The following is a 23,162-nucleotide window of genomic DNA, read 5'->3' as shown; positions in this document are numbered from 1 at the left end:
TTTCGTGTTTGCAGGTCATAAAGTCATGTTTTTTCAACTAGCACGAAAAAATGGCGTTTTGACCCTTGTATCATGAAATTATGTATATTAGAATAAGATAGGATGAGGGCAAAGATGGTTGCCTGAATAGCAATACAAGATAGTGAAAAGGTGCCATTTCACTTGGTACCATAAGAGAAAAAGGAGCTTTCGTATATGAATTTTAATATGAATTACAATCAATTAACTAAATATGAAAAGCTGAATGCATATATAGAACATGTGGCACCCGTCATTAATTTAGATGCATTGTTTTCGGATGGCACAAAGCAGTATCGAATACCAGCAGAACCTATGGCTAACGATATGGTGCGGATACGGTTTCGTACTGCAAGGGAAAACGTTGATCTCGTCTATATCATCTCAACATACAGCAGAGTAGAGATGGTGAAAGTGGATCATGATAAATTATTTGATTATTATGAAGGAACCATTCAGTTAGAAAATGAAAAAGTAGAATACTATTTTGAAATTCGTAGTGGACATTTTATCTGTTACTATAACCGTAAAGGTGTTATGAATGAAGTACAGAATAATTATAATTTTGTAATTATGCCTAATTTTCAAACGCCAGATTGGGCAAAGGGAGCGGTAATCTATCAGATTTTTGTGGATCGTTTCTGTAACGGTGATACAAGCAATGATGTTTTAGATCAGGAATACAGTTATATTGGTGAAGGAACCAGCAAAGTAAACGACTGGAATAAGTATCCACTGGCAATGGGAGTTCGTGAGTTCTATGGTGGAGACTTGCAAGGTGTTATGAAGAAATTAGATTATTTGCAGGATCTTGGAATCGATGCCATTTACTTAAATCCAATCTTTGTATCTCCATCGAACCATAAGTATGATATCCAGGACTATGATTATGTTGATCCCCATTTTGGTAGGATTATAAAAGATGATGGAGAACTGCTTCAACAAGGAGATACCAATAATCAACATGCTACAAGGTATATTAACCGTGTTACGGCTAAGGAGAACTTAGAGGCTAGTAATGCATTGTTTGTGGAATTAGTAGAAGAAATACATCGAAGAGGCATGAAAATCATATTAGATGGTGTCTTCAATCACTGTGGTTCTTTTAACAAGTGGTTAGACAAGGAATGTATCTATGAAAACCAGGAAGGATATGAGAAGGGTGCCTTTGTATCTGCAGACAGTCCTTACCGTACTTTTTTCAAATTCCGTGATGGAAACTGGCCATATAATAATCGATATGATGGCTGGTGGGGACATGATACTTTACCAAAGCTTAACTATGAGGAATCCCCTAAGTTACATCAATACATTATGGACATTGCAAAAAAATGGGTGTCACCTCCTTACAACATTGATGGCTGGCGTTTGGATGTAGCGGCAGATCTGGGCCATTCCAATGAATACAATCACAAGTTTTGGAGGGATTTCCGTAAGGTCGTGAAAGAGGCAAATCCCAATGCAATTATCTTAGCAGAACATTATGGAGATCCAAGTTCTTGGCTACAAGGAGACGAATGGGATACTGTTATGAATTATGATGCATTTATGGAACCCCTAACCTATTTCTTTACTGGAATTGAAAAGCATAGCGATGAATGTAGAGAAGACCTATTTGGCCATTATGAATCCTTCTATGGGTCTATGAGCCATCATATGACACGATTTAATACCCAATCTTTATTGGTAGCCATGAATGAGTTGTCCAATCATGATCATTCCCGCTTCTTAACCCGTACCAATCGACGAGTAGGGAGAACGGCAAGCAATGGTCCGGAAACAGCGAATTATGGCGTAAATAAGGCGATTATGAGAGAAGCAGTAGTTGTACAAATGACCTGGCCAGGTGCACCAACTATTTATTATGGTGATGAAGCAGGGGTATGTGGCTGGACGGATCCAGACAACCGGCGTACGTATCCATGGGGACATGAAGATAAAGGGTTGATCGCACTTCATAGAGAACTCATTCATATTCACAAAAATTACACAGCATTAAAGACTGGTTCCATGATCTTCTTATGTGGTGGAAATCATTATTTCGCCTTTGGACGATTTGATGAACAGGATCAATTAGTGATTGTAGTGAATAACATGCCACAGGAACAGACAATTGATATTCCAGTATGGCAAGTCGGTATACTCGATACAGATCGATTGGTTCGTTTAATTCAGACAAATCGTGATGGATATAGTCTTGAGGCGAAGATGTATCCTGTAGAAAGTGGTACTGTTAGGATAAACATGCCGCCAGAATCAGCAGCGATCGTTAAGACAATTGATACATTTTAACAGGGGTTTAGTTGTACATGACAACGCGTTAAATAGGTAAATTTTGTTTATAGACAAGAAAATTAAAAAAATTAAAAAAATTCAAAAATAATACTTGCAATATAAAAAAAATCTGCTATAATAATATCTTGTCAGAGCAAATATGGAAGGGTTCCCGAGTGGCCAAAGGGGGCAGACTGTAAATCTGTTAGCTACGCTTTCGAAGGTTCGAATCCTTCTCCTTCCATTACATGCCGGCGTGGCGGAATTGGCAGACGCACAGGACTTAAAATCCTGCGGGGTCAAACCCGTACCGGTTCAAGTCCGGTCGCCGGCATTCAGTTTGATCTGAATGTAGATTGTGGGCACGTAGCTATAACAATAGGTTGTAGAATTTACAATTTGTTGCTTGCATCATTGGTTTACTCAAAAGGGCATGCCCAGATAGCTCAGTCGGTAGAGCAGAGGACTGAAAATCCTCGTGTCGCTGGTTCGATTCCGGCTCTGGGCATTTAACAAAATATGCGGGTGTAGTTCAATGGTAGAACACTAGCCTTCCAAGCTAGATACGTGGGTTCGATTCCCATCACCCGCTTTCATCAAAATGATGAATGTAAACAACTTCATATGCGCGAGTGGCTCAGTGGTGGAGTATCGCCTTGCCAAGGCGAGGGTCGCGGGTTCGAATCCCGTCTCGCGCTCTCAATGAAAAAGAAGAGGATATCCTTTCAGGATATCTTCTTCTTTTTTCGAGTCCAATCCTGGACTCGAAGGTTCGAATGTCTACACTCCGTTTCGGTCCGCGCAGAGCCAAGGTCCACTGGACCTTGTGCGCCGTCTCGCGATTTCAAAAACCAAAAGAGGATATCCAAAAGGATATCCTCTTTTGGTTTTTTCGAGTCCAATCCTGGACTCGAAGGTTCGAATGTCTACACTCCGTTTCGGTCCGCGCTGAGCCGAGGTCCACTGGACCTCGAGCGCCGTCTCGCGCGTGATATTTATCATTAGAATTATCATAAAATTAATATTTTAAAAAACTTTTGTTTTAAACTAATGAGTCCCTTTGAGTACGTAGGTATCATTCATATCAGAAAGAGCATGAATGATGAGGTGATTTGTCTCCTGTTTTTCACGATTATTTATGATATATCCTTGAGTTGTTTTGATATCACTGTGTCCAAGGTATCCTCGTATGATTTCAAGGGGAACTCCTTTTACATTCATTTCTGAAGCTACAGTTCTTCGTATATCGTGAGCTGACTTGACCGGAATGCCTGCACATATGCACTGTGTACGAATACAGTTATCAATTATGTGGACGGAGCAGGTCTTGCATAATCATAGATCCTTGAACGAGGCTTATGGTTTGTCCTTTCTTTTCATATTTACCTGGGAGCTTTGCACCTAAGTTGTTTTATATTGTTTATTTTTAGAATTGTCGCACTAAGGATTTGTTTCTCCATTTTATCTTTTACAATTACAATATGTCATAATTTAAAATCACTTATCTGAAATTTAGAGCAAAAAGATAAGCATAATTAACCGTTTAGACGAAGATAGAAAGATATCTGTCGTCTAACCGTAATTATGTTTATTTAGATGTGTACACATGGTAAAGAAGTGTAAATACTACCCTTAACAAGTTATAATATTTGTGCTAATATTATAAAAGGAATAAATAAAACTAAAAAGATAAAATGAATGTGGAGGGAGATAGTCAGAGTGGATTTTATATTAAACAGAATTAATCGTAGATTAGAGGTTGAGGATGATACATTAAATGAGTTTACTATTGCAAGAGAAAGAGTTGAATATTTATTTATTTTTATACTCGGATATTTGTGGAACAAGAATTTTGATAATCTAGTTATGGATAACAAATCGGAAATTGTAACAAAGCTGAGTAAACTTCAAATTGGAGATATAGTATCAATAGTAAGAGAACTTGATACAGAAAAAGAAATATTTAATAAGAAAACTAGCAAGGTAATTAATGAATATCCAAGTATAAGAAATGAAAAAGTAGGACATGGTTATGTACATACTGATAATATAGATGAATTTATTGATAAATTGGATGACATTTACAATGTTATGGTAAAAAACATAAAAGTATTAGCGACAGATTGGAATATTATTTATGTTAAAGGAGTATCTGATAATATTTACAAAGGTGAAAGATACAATCCTATTGATGGAATGCCTTCTTTATGGTCATGTAGTAAAGAAATTTTTATGTTTGAGAAAGATAGGATATATGCATATGATAGTAATGAACAACAATATATCAAACTTTCACCATTTATTCATTTAACAGATGGTGGTGAAAATAAATATATATTTCGTAAACTAGAAGAAAAACTAAGTGGAAAAAGTTTGTTCAACCAAATTTTATCTACTGGGACATATGAAATGAATTTTGAAGAATTAGCATGTATTTATACAAGTGATTCTGATGTTAGGGTAATAAGTTCAAATAAAACTATAATGAATAAATTCGACAATAATTATGATGATTATATCGAACCTGGTTTTAGTGAAATAAAAAATAATGTTAAAAAGTTCATTTTAGAGAATAAGTCCATTGTCAGCGGAACTATATGGGGACATGGGGGGATTGGAAAAACAGCATGTATTCAAAAAATATGTAATGAATTGTTTAATGCTAGTGAGCATATTTTTGATTATATAGTCTTTTTAAGCGCAAAGGATAGAGAGTATAATACAGCAACTGGTACTATAGAAGAGATAGAGCAAAATAATGAATATAGTGTAAAAACATTTGCAGAAATTATTACTAGTATTGGTCGAACAATAAATTATGAGATAAAAGACTCTCAAAATGAAACACAGGAGATAATAGATTATTTAATCAGTTATAAAGGACGTATTCTAATAATAATTGATGATTTAGAGACAATAGATAAGAAAGAAATAGAAAAGTTGGAAAAGTTGATTACGCAGTTAGATGCTCATGTTCATAGAGTTATTTTTACTACAAGAAGCAAGATTATTATTGGGCAGGAATTGGTAATAAATGAGTTAAATGAGACTATAATGATGGATTTTTTAGAGAAAGTAATTTCGAATCTGTATCCAACTCATCTTAAGTTATTTAGAAAGCTCCGTGATAATTCTGATATTATCAATATTATTCATAATGCCACAGATGGAAGACCAATATTCCTCTTTCAATTTGGACATTTATTTGCTCAAGATGGACTTGAAGGGGATAGGTGGAAGACTATAAGTAGTAGTGCTGAAGCTAAAGAGTTTTTATATGGAAGAGTGTACAGTTATTTAACTCCTAAAGCACAAACCCTATTTTGTATCATACCAATGTTAGTTGATAAGGAGCATCTAATATTTACTATAGATGTTCTCAAATTTGTAGCCAAAAAATATTTTGATACAGAAAATGAATTTGATGAAAGTCTTATCGAGTTAATGAAATTAAAGATAACCGAACAGTACCAAATAAATAGTTTTAGAGTATATTCACATGAAATAGTAAATATTATGGCAGACGAATATGACAAAAGAGATCAGAAATTTAAAGATAGATTAAAGCAAGAGTTAAAAAAAATTGGAGGAGCTCAAGCAGTAACAAAATCTATTAATCAAGCAAGATTAGATGAAGCTAATAAATTAAGACAAACGGGTAATAGATTCGAAGTTGAAGATACATATCGTAATATATTAAACACACCAGATATACCGATTGAGATAAAAAAGAAAGCACTAACTAATTTAGTAAGCTATTTTCAGATTTCTCTATTATCAAATCAGTTTGCAATAAAAGTATTTCGGGATTATTATAAATTCTTTACAAATGACCCAGATATTTGTAGACTGTATGCACAAACATTATGGGCAGAGGGTGAAAAAGAAAATGCATCGGAAATATTGGAAGATTACTTGAAAAAAAATAGATGCATGAATACTGAGCTGCAATACCTTAATGTTGCGTATAAAGCTGAAAATTTAATTAGTAGACATAGTGATATAAATGAAGAGATACTACAACATTCGTTTGATAAGATATCATACTCTTCTGAGTATGGTTCTATACTTAAAGATATGAAAAGCTTAATAAATGAATATGGAAAGAAAATTATTGCTCAGAAGGATATTCTTAATGATAATAAGGCCAAGCCTATTGTAAAACACAATTTAGAGGTGGCTTTAGTTCAGGTGATAAAAATATATTTAATTTTAGCAAAGAGTAGCAAAGAGTATGAAGAAGGGGGGTTGAATTTAACACAATTTGCTTTAGATAATTTAAATAAACAGTATTATAATGGATTAAAAAAGATATATGAAGAATTTGATAAGATAAATAGTAATATAATGAAATTTAGAGTATGCAAAAGAGAACATAAAATTGGAGACATTGTAGAAGGGGTAATAGAGCATGTGGAAAATTATGGAGCATTTGTCAGATTAGATGAGGCTACAAGTGGTCTACTACATATATCTAAATTCAATCATTTTAGTCCATGTATTTATAGTGAGATTGAGGTAGGAGATATTATGCATTTGAAGATATGTAGATTAGCAAGTGATAATAAAATAGAGTTTAGTTTACTTCAATAATACGTGAGTACTTAGTTGAGTACCTAAGATTTAGATGTGTTGGAACTCTCCTTTCTAAGCGGTTTTAGAGAGGAGAGTTCTTTTCGAGTCCAATCTTGGACTCGAAGGTTACTGCTCTGATACGGTCAGCGTAGGGCCAAGGTCCACTGGACCTTGTGCACTGTCTTGTGCTCTCAGACGAATAATAATTTTTTGCTGATTTATATCTAATACAATTAAGTTAATATATTTTTAGATTGACTTATATAAACCAGGGAGTATAATTATGTAAAAAATCTGTTGATTACAAGGAGAACTTGATGAGTACAGTAACATTAACAAACATGGTTATGGTTCATAATGTAGATAGTGGAAAAGTGTTAGTGCAAGAACGAATAAAGTCGTATCCAGGTATTGCTTTTCCTGGGGGGCATGTTGAAGATGGAGAGAGTATATATGATAGTGCTATTCGTGAAATAAAAGAAGAAACAGGATATGATATTGTTAACCTAAAATTTTGTGGATTTATTTACTGGGATAATGTGAATGGTGATAAATATTTTACATATTTCTACAAGACATCAGAGTATAGTGGTAACTGTATAAATGAAACGTCTGAAGGGAAGGTCTTTTGGATTGACTTGGAGGATTTGAATAGAATGAAACTTGCGCCCAATATGGAGATATACTTAAAAATGTTACTGTCAGAATCGTATTCTGAGTGTTATTGTGGGTATAGAGATGGATTTGTTCCAAAATTTATCAAGAGATAATGTTAGTTATTATATAGTATTCTCGTTTCTTGTTTACTAACGTTTCTTGCTTTTTATAAGATTTTGAGATTTGTGTTAATAATTTTTTCTCTTAAAAAACCTTAGAAGGAAAATGAAAAATGCGAGGATTGAAGATTTAGCGAGTTACTGTTAAAATAGAATCAAAAAGGACAAAACTCTGGAAATATGGGAAAATGCAAATATAGAGGTGCCCAGTAATATTTAAGGAGATGAGAGTACGAATGTTAGATTTATTAACATGGAAGAAAGAAAATGATTTAGATCTTTTTGAAGCTGTTAATATTACTTCGTTGACAAATAAGGAAAATAGAGGATATCCGACGGCAATTTTGATAGCAAAATCTTTACCAAAGGAATATATCAATAAATTTGTTCATGGTGATACAGATGACACTATTTTTCATAAAACAGAACATAATGTTGATGCATTGGCTGAAAAACTTGCAGGAGATATAGTCAGTGACGGATATAGAGCGATTGCACAATCGGAAAATGGAATCGGAGAAAGGAAAGAGTTTGATGTAGCGACTAAAACTTCTTATTTACCTCATAAAAAAATAGCGATCTTATCAGGAATTGGGTGGATTGGTAAGAATAATTTACTTATTACAGAAAGATATGGGTCTGCATTATGCATGTGTTCTATACTTACTGATTTACCTTTAAAAACAGATAAAAAAGAAATAATGATGCCGAAGTGTGGGGATTGCAATTTATGTGTTAAAGTATGTCCTGCACAGGTTTTACACGGAATAACCTGGAATGTAGGTGTAAGCAGGGATAAAATTGTTAATGTATATCAATGCGAAACATGTCTGAAATGTCTTGCCAAATGTAGATATTCAATAAGATATGCAAGAAGCTAGTATCACGTAAGAGGATACTAGCTTTTTCTATACGAAAGCATACATATTCCATAAAAGTAATGCTCCTATATTGTTCTTTCATAGAGACTATCTGGTTGAAGAAAGATTGGATAATCGAACAATTGGTTACTATTCATTTGAAGTTGACTTAACTAAGTAGAGTAGTATAATTATTTAAATATATCAGAAGATTATAAGGAGAATTCAATTGTGAATTTCTTTATGGGGATAATAAGAGTGGAGAAATATTTTATTTTTCTATGAGACATAAACCGAAAACTAGGGATTTACGTGTGAGAGGTTAGAAGAATAAATGAGTGGAGAAGTAAAGACCAGGTAGCAAATAAAGGGCAGGTGGCAAATAAAGAGCAGGAATAGAATAAAGTGAGGGAAGTCGTTATGCAGCAGGAAATTAATAAGAAACAAGAGGAAAAATGGGATGCTTACTTTAAAGAGACTTATAAGAGGCCGCCAAGTGATGTTGCGGTCACAGCTTTGGAATATTGCAAGGAAAATGAAGGATTGGTTGTTGATTTAGGTTGTGGTAGTGGAACGGATACATTCTTCTTTTTAGCACAGGGGTGGCATGTTTTAGCAATTGATCTTCAGGTAGAGTTTATTGAGAATAGAAAAAGTATGTTAGCTCAAAATGTTAGGGAACGATTAGAGATTGTGAGAATGCATTTTGAAGAGTTAGAGTTACCAAGTGGGGTAAATTGTGTGATAGCCAATTATAGTTTACCTTTTTGCTTACCACAATCATTTGCTTCTATGTGGGAGAGAATAGTGAATAGTCTTGAAGGCAATGGAATCTTTTCGGGAATCTTTTTTGGAAACCGAGATGGTTGGACAAATGAAATGGGAACGGAACTTACATTTTTTACAAAAGAGCAGGTTTATGAGTTGTTTCAAACTTTTTATATCTTGGAATTCCAAGAATCAGAATATGAGGGTTTTTGTTGTGGTAAGAATGGAGAGAGAATACCAAAGCACTGGCATATCTTTCGGGTAGTTGCAAGAAAGCGGAAAGAGGATTTAACGAATATAGATAGTAGATAGGATGTATTAGCTGTGCTTGGTACATCAGCATTTCATACACTAAAACTTGATTCAACATCTATCGTTGTAGAAGAGCATGAGATGGAAGAAATCGAGTAACAACATAAGAATTTCAATATAAAATATAGGCTCTAATTTCTAGTATAGAAAGATCGTATTATTTTTGAAGATCTAACTTTTCTATATAGAAATTGGGGCTTTTTATGTATTTTAATAATTATCCAAACAGCAACGGTAATAGAACTAGAATAATTAAATATTGAATTATAAATTACAAAGGGCTCGAAATTTGTATCTACCGTTGTTTTTAGATAAATTGAAATAAGATGACAAATGGTGAAAATAATTGGAAATAAGAAAAAATACCTATATACTAGTAATTATAATAAAAGTTAGTATATTAATGGAACAATCTGCGAATGTAATTTAGCGAAAATATGCGTATAACAGGTAGGGGGACGGGAATCGGACCTGCTAGATTAGGATAAAGATGTAAAAGGGAGAAAGAAAATGAATAATTTTGATCCACATGTATTAGAGCCATTTTGGGAATCATGGTACATCGATTCACTAATTGGAGAAGGAAGTTTCGGGTACGTATATAAGATTCGTAAGGAAGAGTTTGGACAGAAGTACTACAGTGCGTTGAAGATTATCTCTTTACCAAAAACTGAGGCAGAAGCGAAGGAAATCCTATATGAAAATACGAATCAGGATACAGCCACCCAGTATTTTCGAGAAGTTGCTGAGATTCTTTATAAAGAAATTCAGATTATGGAGGAATTAAAGGGCAAAACCAATATTGTAAGTTTTGAAGACCATAAGATTATTCCGAAAGAGAATGGTGTTGGTTATTACATATTGATACGAATGGAGTTGTTAACTTGTCTGAACGACTATATTGCACAGAACAATGTATCTACTCGTATGCTACTTACGCTTGCAAAAGATGTATGCAAAGCGTTGCAAATCTGTCAAAGAAGGAATATCATTCATCGAGATATCAAACCAGCGAATATATTTGTCTCAGATGACGGTGATTTCAAATTAGGCGATTTTGGAATTGCGAGACAGTTAGAAGGAATGGAATCTGGGTTGTCGATTAAGGGGACGTATAGCTATATGGCACCAGAAGTTTATATGGGAAATCCATATGATGAAAGAGCAGATATCTATTCGTTAGGAATGGTACTATATTATTTTCTCAATAAAAAACATGTACCATTTACTGATCCAAGTAGTGTGATTCAGCGCTATGGGGAAAAACAGGAAGCATTAAAGAAACGCTTTGCAGGTGAGGAATTTCCAGATCCTTTATATGGAACTGCAGAATTTGTGCAGATCGTGAAGAAAGCGTGTGCTTATAACCAGGAAGAACGCTATGGGAATGCAGAGGAGATGTTAGAAGCATTAATGCTGTTGTCTGGTGTTGACGACAGGCTCATTCTAGATAGTGGAAATGGTATGAATAAGACAAATGCTATGAACAAGGCGAATGGAATGAATAAGACAGATGCTATGAACAAGTCGAACGATACGAATAAGACAGAAGGTATGAAGACAGATGCTACATCCATCTTATATAGACAGGAGAAGGAAGAAGAATTGACAATGTTTGAACCTACACCAGACTTGGAGTCAACATTAATGATTAATCCTCCTGTTAATGAGTATGTAGATGATGAGGAGGATGAGGCAACGGTAATCTTGTCATCACCAAATGTAGTAGATGATATGCCACAAGTAGAAGCAAAACCAGTAGCAGATAAGAAGAATCCAAGTAAGAGGAATAAAGGGAAAATTATATTTTTTACAACGGGAGCAGTTAGCTTGATTTTAGTTGCTGTAATCATATTCCTTGTTAATTACAAGAATTCTAAGGAAGTGGAGAATCCGAATCAGGGAGAACAGGTAGCAGTAGATGGGGATAATTCATTAGACAGCATTATGAATATATTAAAGGGCGAGGATGACTCCGACCAGGAATTAGCACCAGAGGAAGAGAAAGATACGCCCCCTAGCAATATTGATAAGAACAACCAGGAAGGTTCTAACTCTCCCGCTACAGTGGATGTAGAAGATGAAAGTGCAGAAGAAAAAGCAAATGTAGAAGACGGAAAAACAGATACAGAGAAAACAGAGGAAGAAAATAATCAAGAGAAAGAATACATTGTTGAGAAGAACGATAAGGGATATACAGATTATGAAGCCATAGAGAAATTAGAACAGGTTACAAGTTTGACACTTATGAACAATAAATTAACGAACACGAAAGGATTAAGTAAGGCGGTACGATTGACTTACTTAAACTTAGAAGGGAATAAGATCAATAAACTGGATGGATTAGACCATTTAACCAATCTAGAAGTACTTAATTTACAAGATAATAAGATTAAAGATATTACAACATTGGGGGCGCTCAAAACACTTAATACATTGATCTTAACCAATAATGAAGTGGCTGATATAAAAGCATTAAACAAATTAACTGCTTTAAGGGAACTACGATTGAATGGAAATTCAAAGCTTAAGAACATTGATATTCTTAAAAATTATAAAGAGTTGCAAGTTTTGGATATCTCTAATACAAAGGTAAAAGACATTTCTTGTCTATATGAATTAGAACAGTTAACAATTGTTAATGTACAGGGAACGTCTGTAAGTAGTGAGCAAATTAAGAAGCTGAAAAAGAAGTTGCCAAATTGTACAGTAATTGAATAAGGAATGGATCACTAGACTTATGAAAGGAAAGCAATTATCATGAAGACATTTAATAAAAACAAAGTAATAAAGAATAGAATACGCCTTTGTTTACTAGCAGTCATTTGCTGTTTGTGGGGGGGAATTCATGTTGTCCAACAAAGCAAAGCATCCGGTACCACCACCATCAAGATGGGAAAGACGGTAAGTTCCAAGTTAAGTAAAGGGGAAGAAGAGTATTTCTCTTTTACACCAAGTGAAACAGGAAAGTTGACCATAACGATTAAGGCAAAAATCACCAAAGGGGTTACAGTGGAGATTCTAGACCCAACGAATACAACTGTTTATTGCAAGAAGACAGCAACGTATAACTCGAATACGGGATACGCTACTATTACATTTAACGTATACGTGGATTCAATTACGTACCATCTTCATGTGGTAGGTGGGGATACAACAGCAAATGGTAATTATACAATCAAGACGAGTTTTACTTCCTTAAACTGTCCTGTAGAAAAAAACCATAGTATCGAAAAGGCATATGGAATAAAAAATAATGCATTTTTTTACAACTATATTACCGTTGATAACGCAAAAGATTATTTCAAAGTTTATGTAGAAAGTGGAGAAAATCTAAAGTTCTCTGTAAATTGCTATTCTGATTCCTCTGTATCAGTGGGAATCATCAAGCCTTCAGAAGATTTTGTCAGTGTTACAGGTACTGCAGGATTTAATCGGTATACCTTTGATTATGATCAAAGTGTACCATCAGGAGTCTATATAATTGTAGTCTCTGGAAGTGAAAAAATAAGCAATGATATCTGTGAAAAATATAGTATCTCTACAGGTAATTATGTCGCAATGCAATCGATGGATACGGTTGCTAAAAAGACCATGTATGTTGGAAAGACATATAAACTGGCAGTAACAATGACACCTTCCAATGCAACAGAAACGTTAACGTATAAATCGTCTAATAAGAAAATAGTAACCGTATCTAGCAAAGGAAAATTAACAGCAAAAGCAAAAGGAACGGCAACGATCACCATAACAGGAAAAGACTCAAGGATAAAAAAGAAAGTAAAGATCACGGTAAAAGAAATAGCCGTATCTAAAGTAAAGATTACAACAGGGTCAAAAACACTATACGTTGGACAAACGTTAAAATTAGCTGCAAAAGTTTCACCATCGGATGCTACTCATAAAACGGTTAGCTGGAAGAGTTCGAATAAAGCCATTGCCACAATAAGCAGCAAAGGAACGATTACTGCAAAGAAAGCAGGAAGCTGTACTATAACAGCCACTGCAGGGAAAAAGAAAGCAACCTATAAGCTTAAAGTAAAGAAATTAACCGTAACTTCTGTAACGTTGAGTAAAGCAAGCGCAACCCTTACGGTAGGTGATACGCTTACATTGCGTGCAACAGTAAAACCAAGCGCCCTAAAAAAATCCCTTAGTTTTACCACTTCTAACAAGAAAATTGCTACGGTTAGTAATGGTGGTATTGTTACTGCGAAAGCAAAGGGGACCTGCGTAATTACTGCAAAAGCAGGAAGTAAGAAAGCTACTTGTACCATAAAAGTAAAAGCAAAAACAGCATCGGAAGAGAAAAAACCAGAGATTACCTCTATTACAATGGATAGCTCCATAAGTCTAAAAGTGGGAGATACAAAAATGCTGGCAATAACGGTGTCCCCTTCCAATGCGGATCAATCTGGGCTTACTTGGACAAGTTCAGATACCTCAGTTGTAACGGTATCAAATGGAAAGATTACTTGTAATAAAGCAGGATATGCAACGATCATTGTGAAATCAAAGAATGGAAAGACCGCAATGTGTACGGTTTATGTTAGTGAATAAGAGAAAGGTGAAAGAGGATGAAGATTGATTATGGAGAACGAAAAATGGATCGTTAAAAAGTCGGATGCCTATATACGGTATACCATTCCTGAGAAGGAATGGTTTTCAACAATAGAATATAAAGTATTAAGCAGCCAAAAAGAAACCAACCTATTACAGTGCTCGAAAGTAACATGTAATGGTCAGTTACAATTAATCTACAATGTACAACAGTTGCAGATTATAAGTGGAGTTTTACCTGGGTTATCAACAGAGACATACTATTTGCTGCTTGCACAGATTATTGAGATTTACCGTAAAGTAAAGAACAATGGTTTTTTAAAAGGAAATCATCTGGATCTTACAATTGACAGAATGTATATCCGATTAGAACCAATAAGGATATCCATGATCTATCTTCCTGTACAAACCAAGGAGGATAAGAAGGAATTAGTTGATGGAGAGATTTTTAATTTTATCCGCTCCACTACAACGTATTACAACGATGAAATGGATGAGGGAATTCAAGAACTTGTACGTGACCTTGACAGTAATACGTTATCCCTAGAAGAATTATTAATTCGATTAACCAATGGCTATTATGAAAGCATTTCTGTAGAGTATAGAAATCGAGAGATAGAAAGACAAAAGAAACTTTTGAATCAGGCCACTATGCCAAACAAGATGAAATTAGCTCTTAAGAATACGATAAAAGAATTTTCCATACCAATTACAAAAAGAGAGTTTGTAATTGGCAAGAAAGAAAGTGTAGTAGATGGTGTAATTGCAGGGCACCCAACCGTCAGCCGAGTACATTGTAAAATTGTGTGTACAGAGGATACATATGCAATCGTTGATCTGGGAAGTGCCAATGGAACTTTGGTAAATGGGATTACATGTTCTCCTAATGTTCCTATGAAGATACAAAAAGGTGATCAAATAACGATATCAGATTTAGTATTTTATTTTATGGAAGATAAGTAGGGATGCGTAATGAGTCGAATGAATATATTATTTGTAGATATGGACGAGGAATACATAATCCATTTGGTTATGAAATTTGTGGAAGTATTAGGAGATGCGGTAGATATCGAGATAATAACGGATATGGACTACATGAACCAGTACTTGGAGAAGCCACATGAGATTAAGATCCTTGTAATTAGCGAAAACCTCTATGATATGCGCTTTGAACGAATGGCGATCAGAGATTATTTCTTGTTGATTGAACAGAATCGGAGTGAGGAAAGTTACCTTGCTAAACGAATTTTTATTTATAAATATTCTAGTATAGGACAGATCTACACTAAGATAGCAAGTATGACGGGACTTGATAAATTAAACACAGGGGATTCTCATAAAGGTAAGTTGATTATGCTCTATTCGCCAATTGGTGGATGTGGGAAAACCTATCTGTCAACGGAAACTGCAAGGGCTTTGGCAGCCTTGAATAAAAGGGTTCTGTATATCAATGTGGAATCTGTACAGGATTTTGGATACTATGTACAGGATCAAAGCTATGCTGGGAAGGAATTTGAGTTGGCAATGATCCAGCAATCCGAGAGTTTAATTGAGAAGTTTCGCAATGTGGTACGGGAAGATGATTTTGATTATCTTCCACCATTTGAACAGTCAACCATTGCCTTGAATATTACCTTCCATTCTTATAAAAAGCTACTTGAGAAGGTGAGGCAACTGGAAATTTATGATTATATATTAGTGGAACTGTCTTCCGAATTTCTGTTGGATAATGTTGTGTATATGGGAATGGCAGACCAGGTTTTGATTATAACCAATCAAGATGCACTTTCTGTGTATAAATTGGAACGATTCTTAACCAATATTGATTACACGAAGAAAGATAAATTTAAAATCATATGCAATGCATATCAAAAGGGAAAAGAAAATTATCTTGTAAATCATTGGAGAGAGAAGAAATACGATGTATTAGAATACATACCAAAAGAAGAGGATGCAGGTGATTGGAGTAAAACAAGAAATGTATATATGGATAGTGGGTTGCAGAAGATTGCCTATTATTTGATATAAAACAGAGAGGAAAGTATGGAACAACAGATTATTATGCAATTAAAGCTGATAAAACAGAATAAGAGCTTCGATATACTAGTTCCAGCTGAATTAACGGCAAATGAGTTGATCGTGGGACTAAATCAAGCATTTTCCTTGGGGGTGGATTGTAGTGATCTATCACAATGCTACTTGCAAACAGAAAATCCAATTGCATTACTGAAGGGAAATCGCTGTATTCGCGAGTATGGATTACATCATGGCTCAATCATACATTTTACAAGATAGATATGACAATGCAAGGGTCAAAAGGTCATTTCACATTGTGTTTGCACATAAGTGAAAATGACGTGTTGACCCGTTAAACATGAGAAGTATCGCAAAGTGGCGAATTGCAAGCAACGGATCAATTGGTACATCAGTAGTTTTAAGGAAGCAGGATTTAGAATGGGGATTAGAATGACAAATTGTGGTTATAAGATAATATTATTTAATAAACAGCTCTATCAGGAAATTGAATTGACAGAAGAACAAAAGGAAATTGTCCGTATTGGAACGACGAAGGATTGTACCTTGCGATTAAATAAAGACAAATTCTTTATGGACATTGATATTGAAGTTCAGAATATGCAAGGTTCTTGGCAGATTATTAGTAATAATTCGGTATACTTCACAAAAGACCAAATTATGAAGTACAGTATTCTCAACTTAGAGAATGGCGATGAGATAGAGGTGCGCTATCCTGATCAAACGTTTTGTATCTTTCGAATCGGTTTCTACTACAATTTTGATCGTTTGGTGACAGAATACAATTGTAAAATTGACATCCGTGAGAGACGACAGATTAAGATTGGAGGAGAAGAGGACTGTGACATCTTCATAAATGATTCTCTTGTAGGAAAAGACTCTTTTATGATCAAACGAATGGCAGATAACTCCTTACAGTTGGTACTAAATCATACCGAATATGGAATTATGCATAATGGGAAAAAGATTGAAAACTCCGTTTGGCTACGATCCTATGATTTTATAACGCTAGCGGGGTTTCATTTTTATTATGCGAAAGGTTTTTTATATACCCATCGTTATGATACGATGGAGATTCGAAAATTAACGCCTATACCGATACAAGAAACCAATAATGCATTTATCTATCCTTACTTTAATCGTTCGACCAGACTGCAGGTTAAGATTCCGGAAGAATCCATCCCAGTACTAGATCCACAGGCCAAGAAGGAAAAACCAAAACGTGGATTATTAATGACCATTATACCGCTGTTGATTAGCTTGGTTTTGGTAGTTGTATTTCGTGGAATAATGGGAAGTGGTGGGTCCTTTGTATACTATAGTATTGCCATGATGAGTATGAGTACGATTATTACCCTTGTGAATTTCTTCTCCGACCGAAAAAGATTTCGAAAAGAGGAGAAGAAACGGGTTGATGGATATAAACAATACATAGCAGAAAAAGAAGCGTATATACAGGAGATGCGGACCTTAGAGAAGGATTGTATGGAAGAAAAATATACGGCGTTAATGGATGAAATTCAATTCGTCAGAGACTTTGATTGTAGAATGTTTGAGCGAAGTTTAGAAGATGAGGATTATATGGTAGTACGGTATGGGACAGGAACCATTGAATCCCGATGTCAAGTTGATTACCAACCGCAGGAATTCAGGAATACAGAGGATGAACTTGCCCTGATTCCGGAGGAAATCAAGGAAAAGTATCGTTTTATTGAATCGGTACCAATTGTCTCGAACTGGAAATCAACAATCGCAATCGGGATGGTTGGGAAGAAAGATACGTGTAACGCATTCGTACGGACAATTACGGTGGATCTTGCGGTACGACATCTCTATAAAGATGTTAAGATTGCATATCTGATTGAGGATTCCATGAAAGCGGAATTAAGTTGGCTTCGCTGGTTACAGAACGTTTGGAATGAGGATATTGGTTTTCGAGGAATTCTATACAAAGAAGATGAAAAGAATGCTTACCTGGAGTATCTGTATTCGGAGATGTCAAAACGAGAGGAAGAAAAAGAGAAAGAAAAGGGCTACCTTCCACATTTTGTTGTATTCGTGTGGGATTTAGAGAAGATAAAGTGCCATCCCATCATGCGTTTCGTAGAAGAAAAGATGAACTGTGGTGTTACATTTGTGTTCTGTAGTGAGCATGAGGAGATGCTGCCAGCAGGCTGTAAAGAGATTGTGAGGTTGTTGACAGAGCGGGAAGCAGAAGTTGTAGATAGTGAAGATCGACGACATGTACAAGCACTGGTATATGATAGCATTGATTACAAAACAGCAGAAGAAATTGCACTGAAACTAAGTCCTGTCAAAGTAAATGAAGTGAGCCTAGAAGGAATGTTGACAAAGAATATCTCCTTGTACAAATTATTGAATATCCATAGTGCCATTGATCTAGATCTGGGAAAACGTTGGAGAGAATCTATGATTTATAAGACGATGGCAGCACCACTTGGAGTAAGAGTGGGGAACGAGATTGTCTATCTTGATCTGAATGAGAAGCATCATGGACCTCATGGTTTGGTAGCAGGTACAACCGGTTCTGGTAAAAGTGAGATACTGCAAACCTATATCTTATCCATGGCTACCTTATTCCATCCGTATGAAGTAGGATTTGTTATCATCGATTTTAAGGGTGGTGGTATGGTGAATCAGTTTAAGGATCTTCCACACTTGAATGGTGCAATTACCAATATCGATGGAAGAGAAATTGATCGATCGCTCCAATCAATTAAAGCAGAATTAATTAAGCGTCAGGAATTATTCACACTTGCAGGGGTGAACCATATTGATGCGTATATTAAGAAGTTTAAGAATGGGGAATGTGAGAGACCATTGCCACATCTGATTCTGATCGTGGATGAATTCGCCGAATTAAAGAGTGATCAACCAGAGTTCATGAAAGAGTTAATCAGTACAGCACGTATTGGACGAAGTCTTGGTGTTCATTTGATTTTGGCTACACAAAAACCCTCCGGTGTTGTTAATGACCAGATTTGGAGTAACTCCAAGTTCAAATTATGTCTTAAGGTACAGAACAAAGAAGACAGTAAAGAAGTCCTTCGTTCTCCTTTGGCAGCAGAGATTAAGGAGCCAGGACGAGCATATCTGCAAGTAGGAAATAATGAAATCTTTGAATTGTTTCAGTCTGCCTATAGCGGAGCACCTACATCCAGTGAAGAGATTGATAATGTGAAGCCTTTTTCCATCTATGCCCTAGACTTGAACGGGAAACAGACGAAGGTATATGAACAAAAAGTTCGGAAGATGGAATCTGGTGGGGAGACCCAATTAGAAGCGATTGTTAAGTATGTACAAGAGTATTGTAAGGAGCAGAAGATTAAGAGATTACCAGGAATATGTTTACCACCATTAGCAGATGTTATTCGTTATCAGAATCGGACACCAGCTGGTACGGAGGAAGCAGGAATTCTTGCATCGATTGGTATGTATGATGATCCGCAACATCAATTACAGATGGAATATTGTTTGAATATCAGTCAGAATAACCTATTCCTATTAGGAGCTTCCCAATATGGTAAGACCAATGTATTGCAAACAATTATTCGTGGACTATCATCGCAGTATACACCAGCGGAAGTGAACTTCTACATCTTAGATTTTGCATCTCTTATCCTACGGACATTCAGCAAATTACATCATGTAGGTGGAGTAATCGTACCAAATGAAGAGGAAAAATTAAAGAATTTTATGAAGATGATGAACACGGAGATCAGCCAACGAAAAGAATGTTTTGCAAAACTTGGTATCAGTTCTTTCTCTGCATATCGTGAGGCTGGTTACCATGAGTTACCACAGATCATTATTATGATTGATAATTTCACTGCTTTTCGTGAGCTTGCACCTGCATATGATGAAAATATGTTGTATCTATGTAGAGAGGGAGTCTCTTTGGGATTAGCAATTGTCGTAACCTCAACGCAGACAACAGGAATTGGTTACAAATACATGTCGAACTTTTCAAAACGAATTTCGCTATATTGTAATGATTCCAGTTCCTATGGTTCTCTTTTTGATCGATGTAGAATGCAACCAAGAGACCGTGTGGGAAGTGGTTTAATTGAAATCAATCGCATCATGTATGAATTACAGTGCTATCTCTCTTTTGAAGGAGAGAAGGAGATTGATCGTGTTGAGAAGATTAATGCATACATTGAAGAACAAAACAAGCAATATCCGAACCAGAGAGCAAAATGTTTACCAGAAATCCCAGCACGACTAGATGAGGAATACATAGAGAACAATTATCCACAAGCAGGAAAAGGTGCATATGAAATCCGAGCTGCCCTGGATTTTGAAACCATACAAGTATGGAGTCTGAACCTGCTTGGTATGGGAGTATTCTCTATATTCGGAGGTAAACAAAGTGGAAAGAAGAACTTCCTTCGTATTCTGTTTCAGTATCTACAAAAGAATATATTCGATTATCCATCGCAGGTATATATTCTAGATGATATGAAACGAGGATTGAAAGAGTTCGAGAAGTACGGGATTACAGAAAGATACAGCATTGATACAAATGATGTGGAAGAGTATCTGGAGAATGCGAAAGAAGTCATGGATCAAAGAAAGGAACAGATTACAGACGAGGGTCTAGAGGCACTGAAAGAAGAGCCATATATGTTGTACGTAATTAGTAACCCAGATATCATATCCGTTATGCAGGATCGAAAGGAAGTAACAGCATTATACAAAGAATTGATTACGAACGGAAAAGAACTAAAGATCGGTTTCATTTTGGTGAATATCTATAATGGAGCAGTTTCTTACAGTGCACCAGAGATTCTCAAGATGCTAAAAGAGAAGAAGAATGCCCTTGTATTCGATCAGATTTCTAATATTAAGATCTTCGATATTCCTATGAATGTAGCAAAACAGTTTAAGAACGATCTAGCGCCAGGAGAAGCATATTACTTTAGCGAGAATGATATTATTAAGCTGAAAACGGTGTTGGTGGAGGAGTAAGGATACCAAGTTAAAAACAAGAACATACCGGTGTAAACCAATAAATTATCCGGAAAATGTGGAAAGTCAAAGATAGATTGTATTTTTAAAATAAAACTTTGAAGTTATTACATACCATCAACTCTATCAATGAGAATCTACGCTCAAAGAATCGGTTAAGTTACAAAACAACATTACAACTAATAAATCCAGATAAGACTATTCTAAAAAGAACTGAAAAACAAAGGAAAAAGATGTCATCTGTCAGGATTTGATGTCATCTGTCAGGATTTCAACAATTATAAAGATATTTGTGTTATATTACAAACGTGGCATTTCTAATGTTATTTGATTAGACAGTATAGGAATCATACGAAGTATGAGTAATTGAGCTTTAAGAAAGAGAGAATATCAATTATAATTATGGAGGAGTAATGGCAGAGTATACAGTAAATACAGACAGCTTACTGTCAACTACATCACAAATGGAGTTGACATACTACCAAATTCTCACCCTAAGACAAAACTTGCGAGATCTAAAAGTACAATTCCCAATCTTTGATATAGAGTATGGGGAGATAAGGCATTCACTAGATGAGATTGAAAAAGAACTAGACGAAAAATTATCAGTAATAAAGCAGATGATGACGGTTCTTGAGATTATTCATAAGTGGTACATAATAAGGGAAGTTAAGATTAGTGCAATATACCAGTATTTTAGTCTAGACGAAAATCAGGAAGAAAAGAAGGCTGGATCGGAAAATAAAATACTTGGGATAATTCATGGTTTATTGGATGCTGCAGGTATACTATTTGAACCTGCTGATGCAATCAATGGTGCTATATATGGTATAGAGGGAGATAAACTAAATGCAGCAATTTCTCTCGGATCATGTATACCCCTAGTAGGAGATATAGCAAAGACAGGAAAATACGGAAAGAAAGGAATTAAGTTAGCCAAAGAATTAGGGGAAGAAGGAGTAGAAAAGGTTCTGAAAGAAACAATAGAAGGATCGGTAGAAGAAACAGCAGAAAAGATTACGAAAGAAGCATCAGAAGAAATAACAGCACAGTTGGAAAAGAATGCAGACGATGTAGTTGAGGAGATTGCAGGTAAGGGTGGAACAGGGGCTTTATTAAATAAGACACCAAAAGATATTTCAAATATGACACGAAAGGAATTAGAAGATAGTATTCCAGATAACTGGGATTTTCAAAATCATAATGGAAGAATTCATATTAAGGATGAAAATGGTAACTTTAGAGTTCGTATAGACCCACCAGATAAAGTAACCAATTACACTCATATTCATATATTTGATGAAAATAAAAATCCATTAGATATTTTCGGAAATATTGTTTCTAAAAAAGACCCAGCGGGGCATATACCATATAAAAATTAGCAAGGAGAGTAAGATATGAATGTAGAAATTATACAAAAAGAAATTGATAGGACTGATTATTGGGATATGGAAATATTAGATTTAAAGTCCTTATATTTTGGTGATGAAATAGAAATGATAATAGATAACGATGATGATACATGCTGGAAAATAGTATTTCTATCATGCTTTAGAGTATCATATGAAACAGATGCTAGTTGGAGAAAAACTTCAAATGTTAAGAATATGAAAAAAGCACAATTAGGTTATTATGGACAGGATATGGTTGTTAGCGAGAGTGAAGAATCTGATTTTTATAAAGTTGATATGGATTTGTCTATTATGACAATTTGTATTGAATGTAAAAATGTACTTGTAGAAAAAATTTCAAAAGAGAGTCTGAATTTATTTTGGAAGAGTAATTAATTTAATTATGGTTATACTTTAGGACTTCAAAACCCCTAACTCAAAAAGCTATTTTAATCGCTGTCTGTTCACGAAGTGAATGATGTGACCCCAAAAAGTTAGACTTTTATTGCGTAACAGATTTAACGTCTGTTACGCATTTTTTATGCTGCGAGTAGTTTCACTCTATATTGAACAGGACTAAGCCATCCTAGTTTTTCTTTGAT

The 23,162-nt window shown here is 35.2% G+C and carries 14 protein-coding genes and 5 tRNA genes; 18 read left to right on the top strand and 1 reads right to left on the bottom strand.

What is annotated here, in order from left to right:
- Positions 1-195 precede the first annotated feature (195 nt).
- The 6 genes from HBB17_RS02045 to HBB17_RS02020 all read left to right on the top strand — a co-directional run bounded on the left by HBB17_RS02045 (position 196) and on the right by HBB17_RS02020 (position 2,990).
- A complete protein-coding gene (locus HBB17_RS02045) occupies positions 196-2,310 on the top strand; it encodes a glycoside hydrolase family 13 protein (protein ID WP_238483653.1) in 2,115 nt (704 codons plus the stop codon).
- Between the two features lie 144 nt (positions 2,311-2,454).
- Positions 2,455-2,536: transfer RNA gene (locus HBB17_RS02040), tRNA-Tyr, on the top strand.
- A 6-nt stretch (positions 2,537-2,542) separates the two neighbouring features.
- Positions 2,543-2,626: transfer RNA gene (locus HBB17_RS02035), tRNA-Leu, on the top strand.
- A 101-nt stretch (positions 2,627-2,727) separates the two neighbouring features.
- Positions 2,728-2,800 (top strand) — tRNA-Phe (locus tag HBB17_RS02030).
- A gap of 13 nt (positions 2,801-2,813) precedes the next feature.
- Positions 2,814-2,884: transfer RNA gene (locus HBB17_RS02025), tRNA-Gly, on the top strand.
- A gap of 34 nt (positions 2,885-2,918) precedes the next feature.
- A tRNA-Gly gene (locus HBB17_RS02020) sits at positions 2,919-2,990 on the top strand.
- Positions 2,991-3,339: 349 nt separating this feature from the next.
- Here the strand turns inward: HBB17_RS02020 and HBB17_RS20765 are convergent.
- Positions 3,340-3,573, bottom strand: a complete 234-nt coding sequence (locus HBB17_RS20765; RefSeq protein WP_408609330.1) for a tyrosine-type recombinase/integrase — start codon at positions 3,571-3,573, stop codon at positions 3,340-3,342.
- Between the two features lie 438 nt (positions 3,574-4,011).
- On the opposite strand from HBB17_RS20765, the gene HBB17_RS02010 reads away from it, so the two are divergent.
- From HBB17_RS02010 to HBB17_RS01955, 12 genes are all read left to right on the top strand, one after another.
- Positions 4,012-6,885, top strand: coding sequence for an NB-ARC domain-containing protein (locus HBB17_RS02010; protein ID WP_167955311.1), 2,874 nt, complete (start codon positions 4,012-4,014; stop codon positions 6,883-6,885).
- Between the two features lie 299 nt (positions 6,886-7,184).
- A complete protein-coding gene (locus HBB17_RS02005; protein WP_167955310.1) occupies positions 7,185-7,637 on the top strand; it encodes an 8-oxo-dGTP diphosphatase in 453 nt (150 codons plus the stop codon).
- Between the two features lie 242 nt (positions 7,638-7,879).
- Complete coding sequence (locus tag HBB17_RS02000) at positions 7,880-8,524, top strand: 4Fe-4S dicluster domain-containing protein (protein ID WP_167955309.1); 645 nt, start codon at positions 7,880-7,882, stop codon at positions 8,522-8,524.
- Between the two features lie 399 nt (positions 8,525-8,923).
- Positions 8,924-9,583: a class I SAM-dependent methyltransferase gene (locus HBB17_RS01995; protein WP_167955308.1), complete on the top strand. Its 660-nt coding sequence runs from the start codon at positions 8,924-8,926 to the stop codon at positions 9,581-9,583.
- A gap of 510 nt (positions 9,584-10,093) precedes the next feature.
- Positions 10,094-12,304 carry a protein kinase domain-containing protein gene (locus tag HBB17_RS01990; RefSeq protein ID WP_167955307.1) on the top strand — a complete coding sequence of 737 codons (2,211 nt, stop codon included), beginning with the start codon at positions 10,094-10,096 and terminating at the stop codon, positions 12,302-12,304.
- Positions 12,305-12,343: 39 nt separating this feature from the next.
- A complete protein-coding gene (locus HBB17_RS01985) occupies positions 12,344-14,143 on the top strand; it encodes an Ig-like domain-containing protein (protein ID WP_167955306.1) in 1,800 nt (599 codons plus the stop codon).
- Between the two features lie 30 nt (positions 14,144-14,173).
- A complete protein-coding gene (locus HBB17_RS01980; protein WP_167955305.1) occupies positions 14,174-15,106 on the top strand; it encodes an FHA domain-containing protein in 933 nt (310 codons plus the stop codon).
- Between the two features lie 18 nt (positions 15,107-15,124).
- Positions 15,125-16,171 (top strand): AAA family ATPase, encoded by a 1,047-nt coding sequence (locus HBB17_RS01975; RefSeq protein WP_167955303.1) that lies wholly within the window; start codon positions 15,125-15,127, stop codon positions 16,169-16,171.
- A 15-nt stretch (positions 16,172-16,186) separates the two neighbouring features.
- Positions 16,187-16,438, top strand: coding sequence for an EsaB/YukD family protein (locus HBB17_RS01970; RefSeq protein ID WP_167955301.1), 252 nt, complete (start codon positions 16,187-16,189; stop codon positions 16,436-16,438).
- A gap of 159 nt (positions 16,439-16,597) precedes the next feature.
- Positions 16,598-21,169 carry a type VII secretion protein EssC gene (gene essC, locus HBB17_RS01965; RefSeq protein ID WP_167955299.1) on the top strand — a complete coding sequence of 1,524 codons (4,572 nt, stop codon included), beginning with the start codon at positions 16,598-16,600 and terminating at the stop codon, positions 21,167-21,169.
- A 413-nt stretch (positions 21,170-21,582) separates the two neighbouring features.
- Positions 21,583-22,551, top strand: a complete 969-nt coding sequence (locus tag HBB17_RS20325) for a hypothetical protein (protein WP_207717314.1) — start codon at positions 21,583-21,585, stop codon at positions 22,549-22,551.
- A 15-nt stretch (positions 22,552-22,566) separates the two neighbouring features.
- A complete protein-coding gene (locus tag HBB17_RS01955) occupies positions 22,567-22,956 on the top strand; it encodes a hypothetical protein (RefSeq protein WP_167955298.1) in 390 nt (129 codons plus the stop codon).
- Positions 22,957-23,162: the final 206 nt, after the last annotated feature.

It is taken from the genome of Anaerosporobacter faecicola (genome assembly GCF_012070565.1).
GTDB classification, from domain to species: domain Bacteria; phylum Bacillota; class Clostridia; order Lachnospirales; family Lachnospiraceae; genus Anaerosporobacter; species Anaerosporobacter faecicola.
The sequence above is the reverse complement of the archived record's forward strand: the minus strand, read 5'-3'. Positions and strand labels throughout refer to the sequence as shown.

What these genes read in the sequence shown, in the direction of transcription:
- essC (WP_167955299.1), top strand. Translation starts at nt 16,598, where the DNA reads ATGGGGATTAGAATGACAAATTGTGGTTATAAGATAATATTATTTAAT.
- HBB17_RS20325 (WP_207717314.1), top strand. Translation starts at nt 21,583, where the DNA reads ATGGCAGAGTATACAGTAAATACAGACAGCTTACTGTCAACTACATCA.
- HBB17_RS01975 (WP_167955303.1), top strand. Translation starts at nt 15,125, where the DNA reads ATGAATATATTATTTGTAGATATGGACGAGGAATACATAATCCATTTG.
- HBB17_RS02005 (WP_167955310.1), top strand. Translation starts at nt 7,185, where the DNA reads ATGAGTACAGTAACATTAACAAACATGGTTATGGTTCATAATGTAGAT.
- HBB17_RS01955 (WP_167955298.1), top strand. Translation starts at nt 22,567, where the DNA reads ATGAATGTAGAAATTATACAAAAAGAAATTGATAGGACTGATTATTGG.
- HBB17_RS01970 (WP_167955301.1), top strand. Translation starts at nt 16,187, where the DNA reads ATGGAACAACAGATTATTATGCAATTAAAGCTGATAAAACAGAATAAG.
- HBB17_RS01985 (WP_167955306.1), top strand. Translation starts at nt 12,344, where the DNA reads ATGAAGACATTTAATAAAAACAAAGTAATAAAGAATAGAATACGCCTT.
- HBB17_RS02000 (WP_167955309.1), top strand. Translation starts at nt 7,880, where the DNA reads ATGTTAGATTTATTAACATGGAAGAAAGAAAATGATTTAGATCTTTTT.
- HBB17_RS01980 (WP_167955305.1), top strand. Translation starts at nt 14,174, where the DNA reads ATGGAGAACGAAAAATGGATCGTTAAAAAGTCGGATGCCTATATACGG.
- HBB17_RS02045 (WP_238483653.1), top strand. Translation starts at nt 196, where the DNA reads ATGAATTTTAATATGAATTACAATCAATTAACTAAATATGAAAAGCTG.
- HBB17_RS01995 (WP_167955308.1), top strand. Translation starts at nt 8,924, where the DNA reads ATGCAGCAGGAAATTAATAAGAAACAAGAGGAAAAATGGGATGCTTAC.
- HBB17_RS01990 (WP_167955307.1), top strand. Translation starts at nt 10,094, where the DNA reads ATGAATAATTTTGATCCACATGTATTAGAGCCATTTTGGGAATCATGG.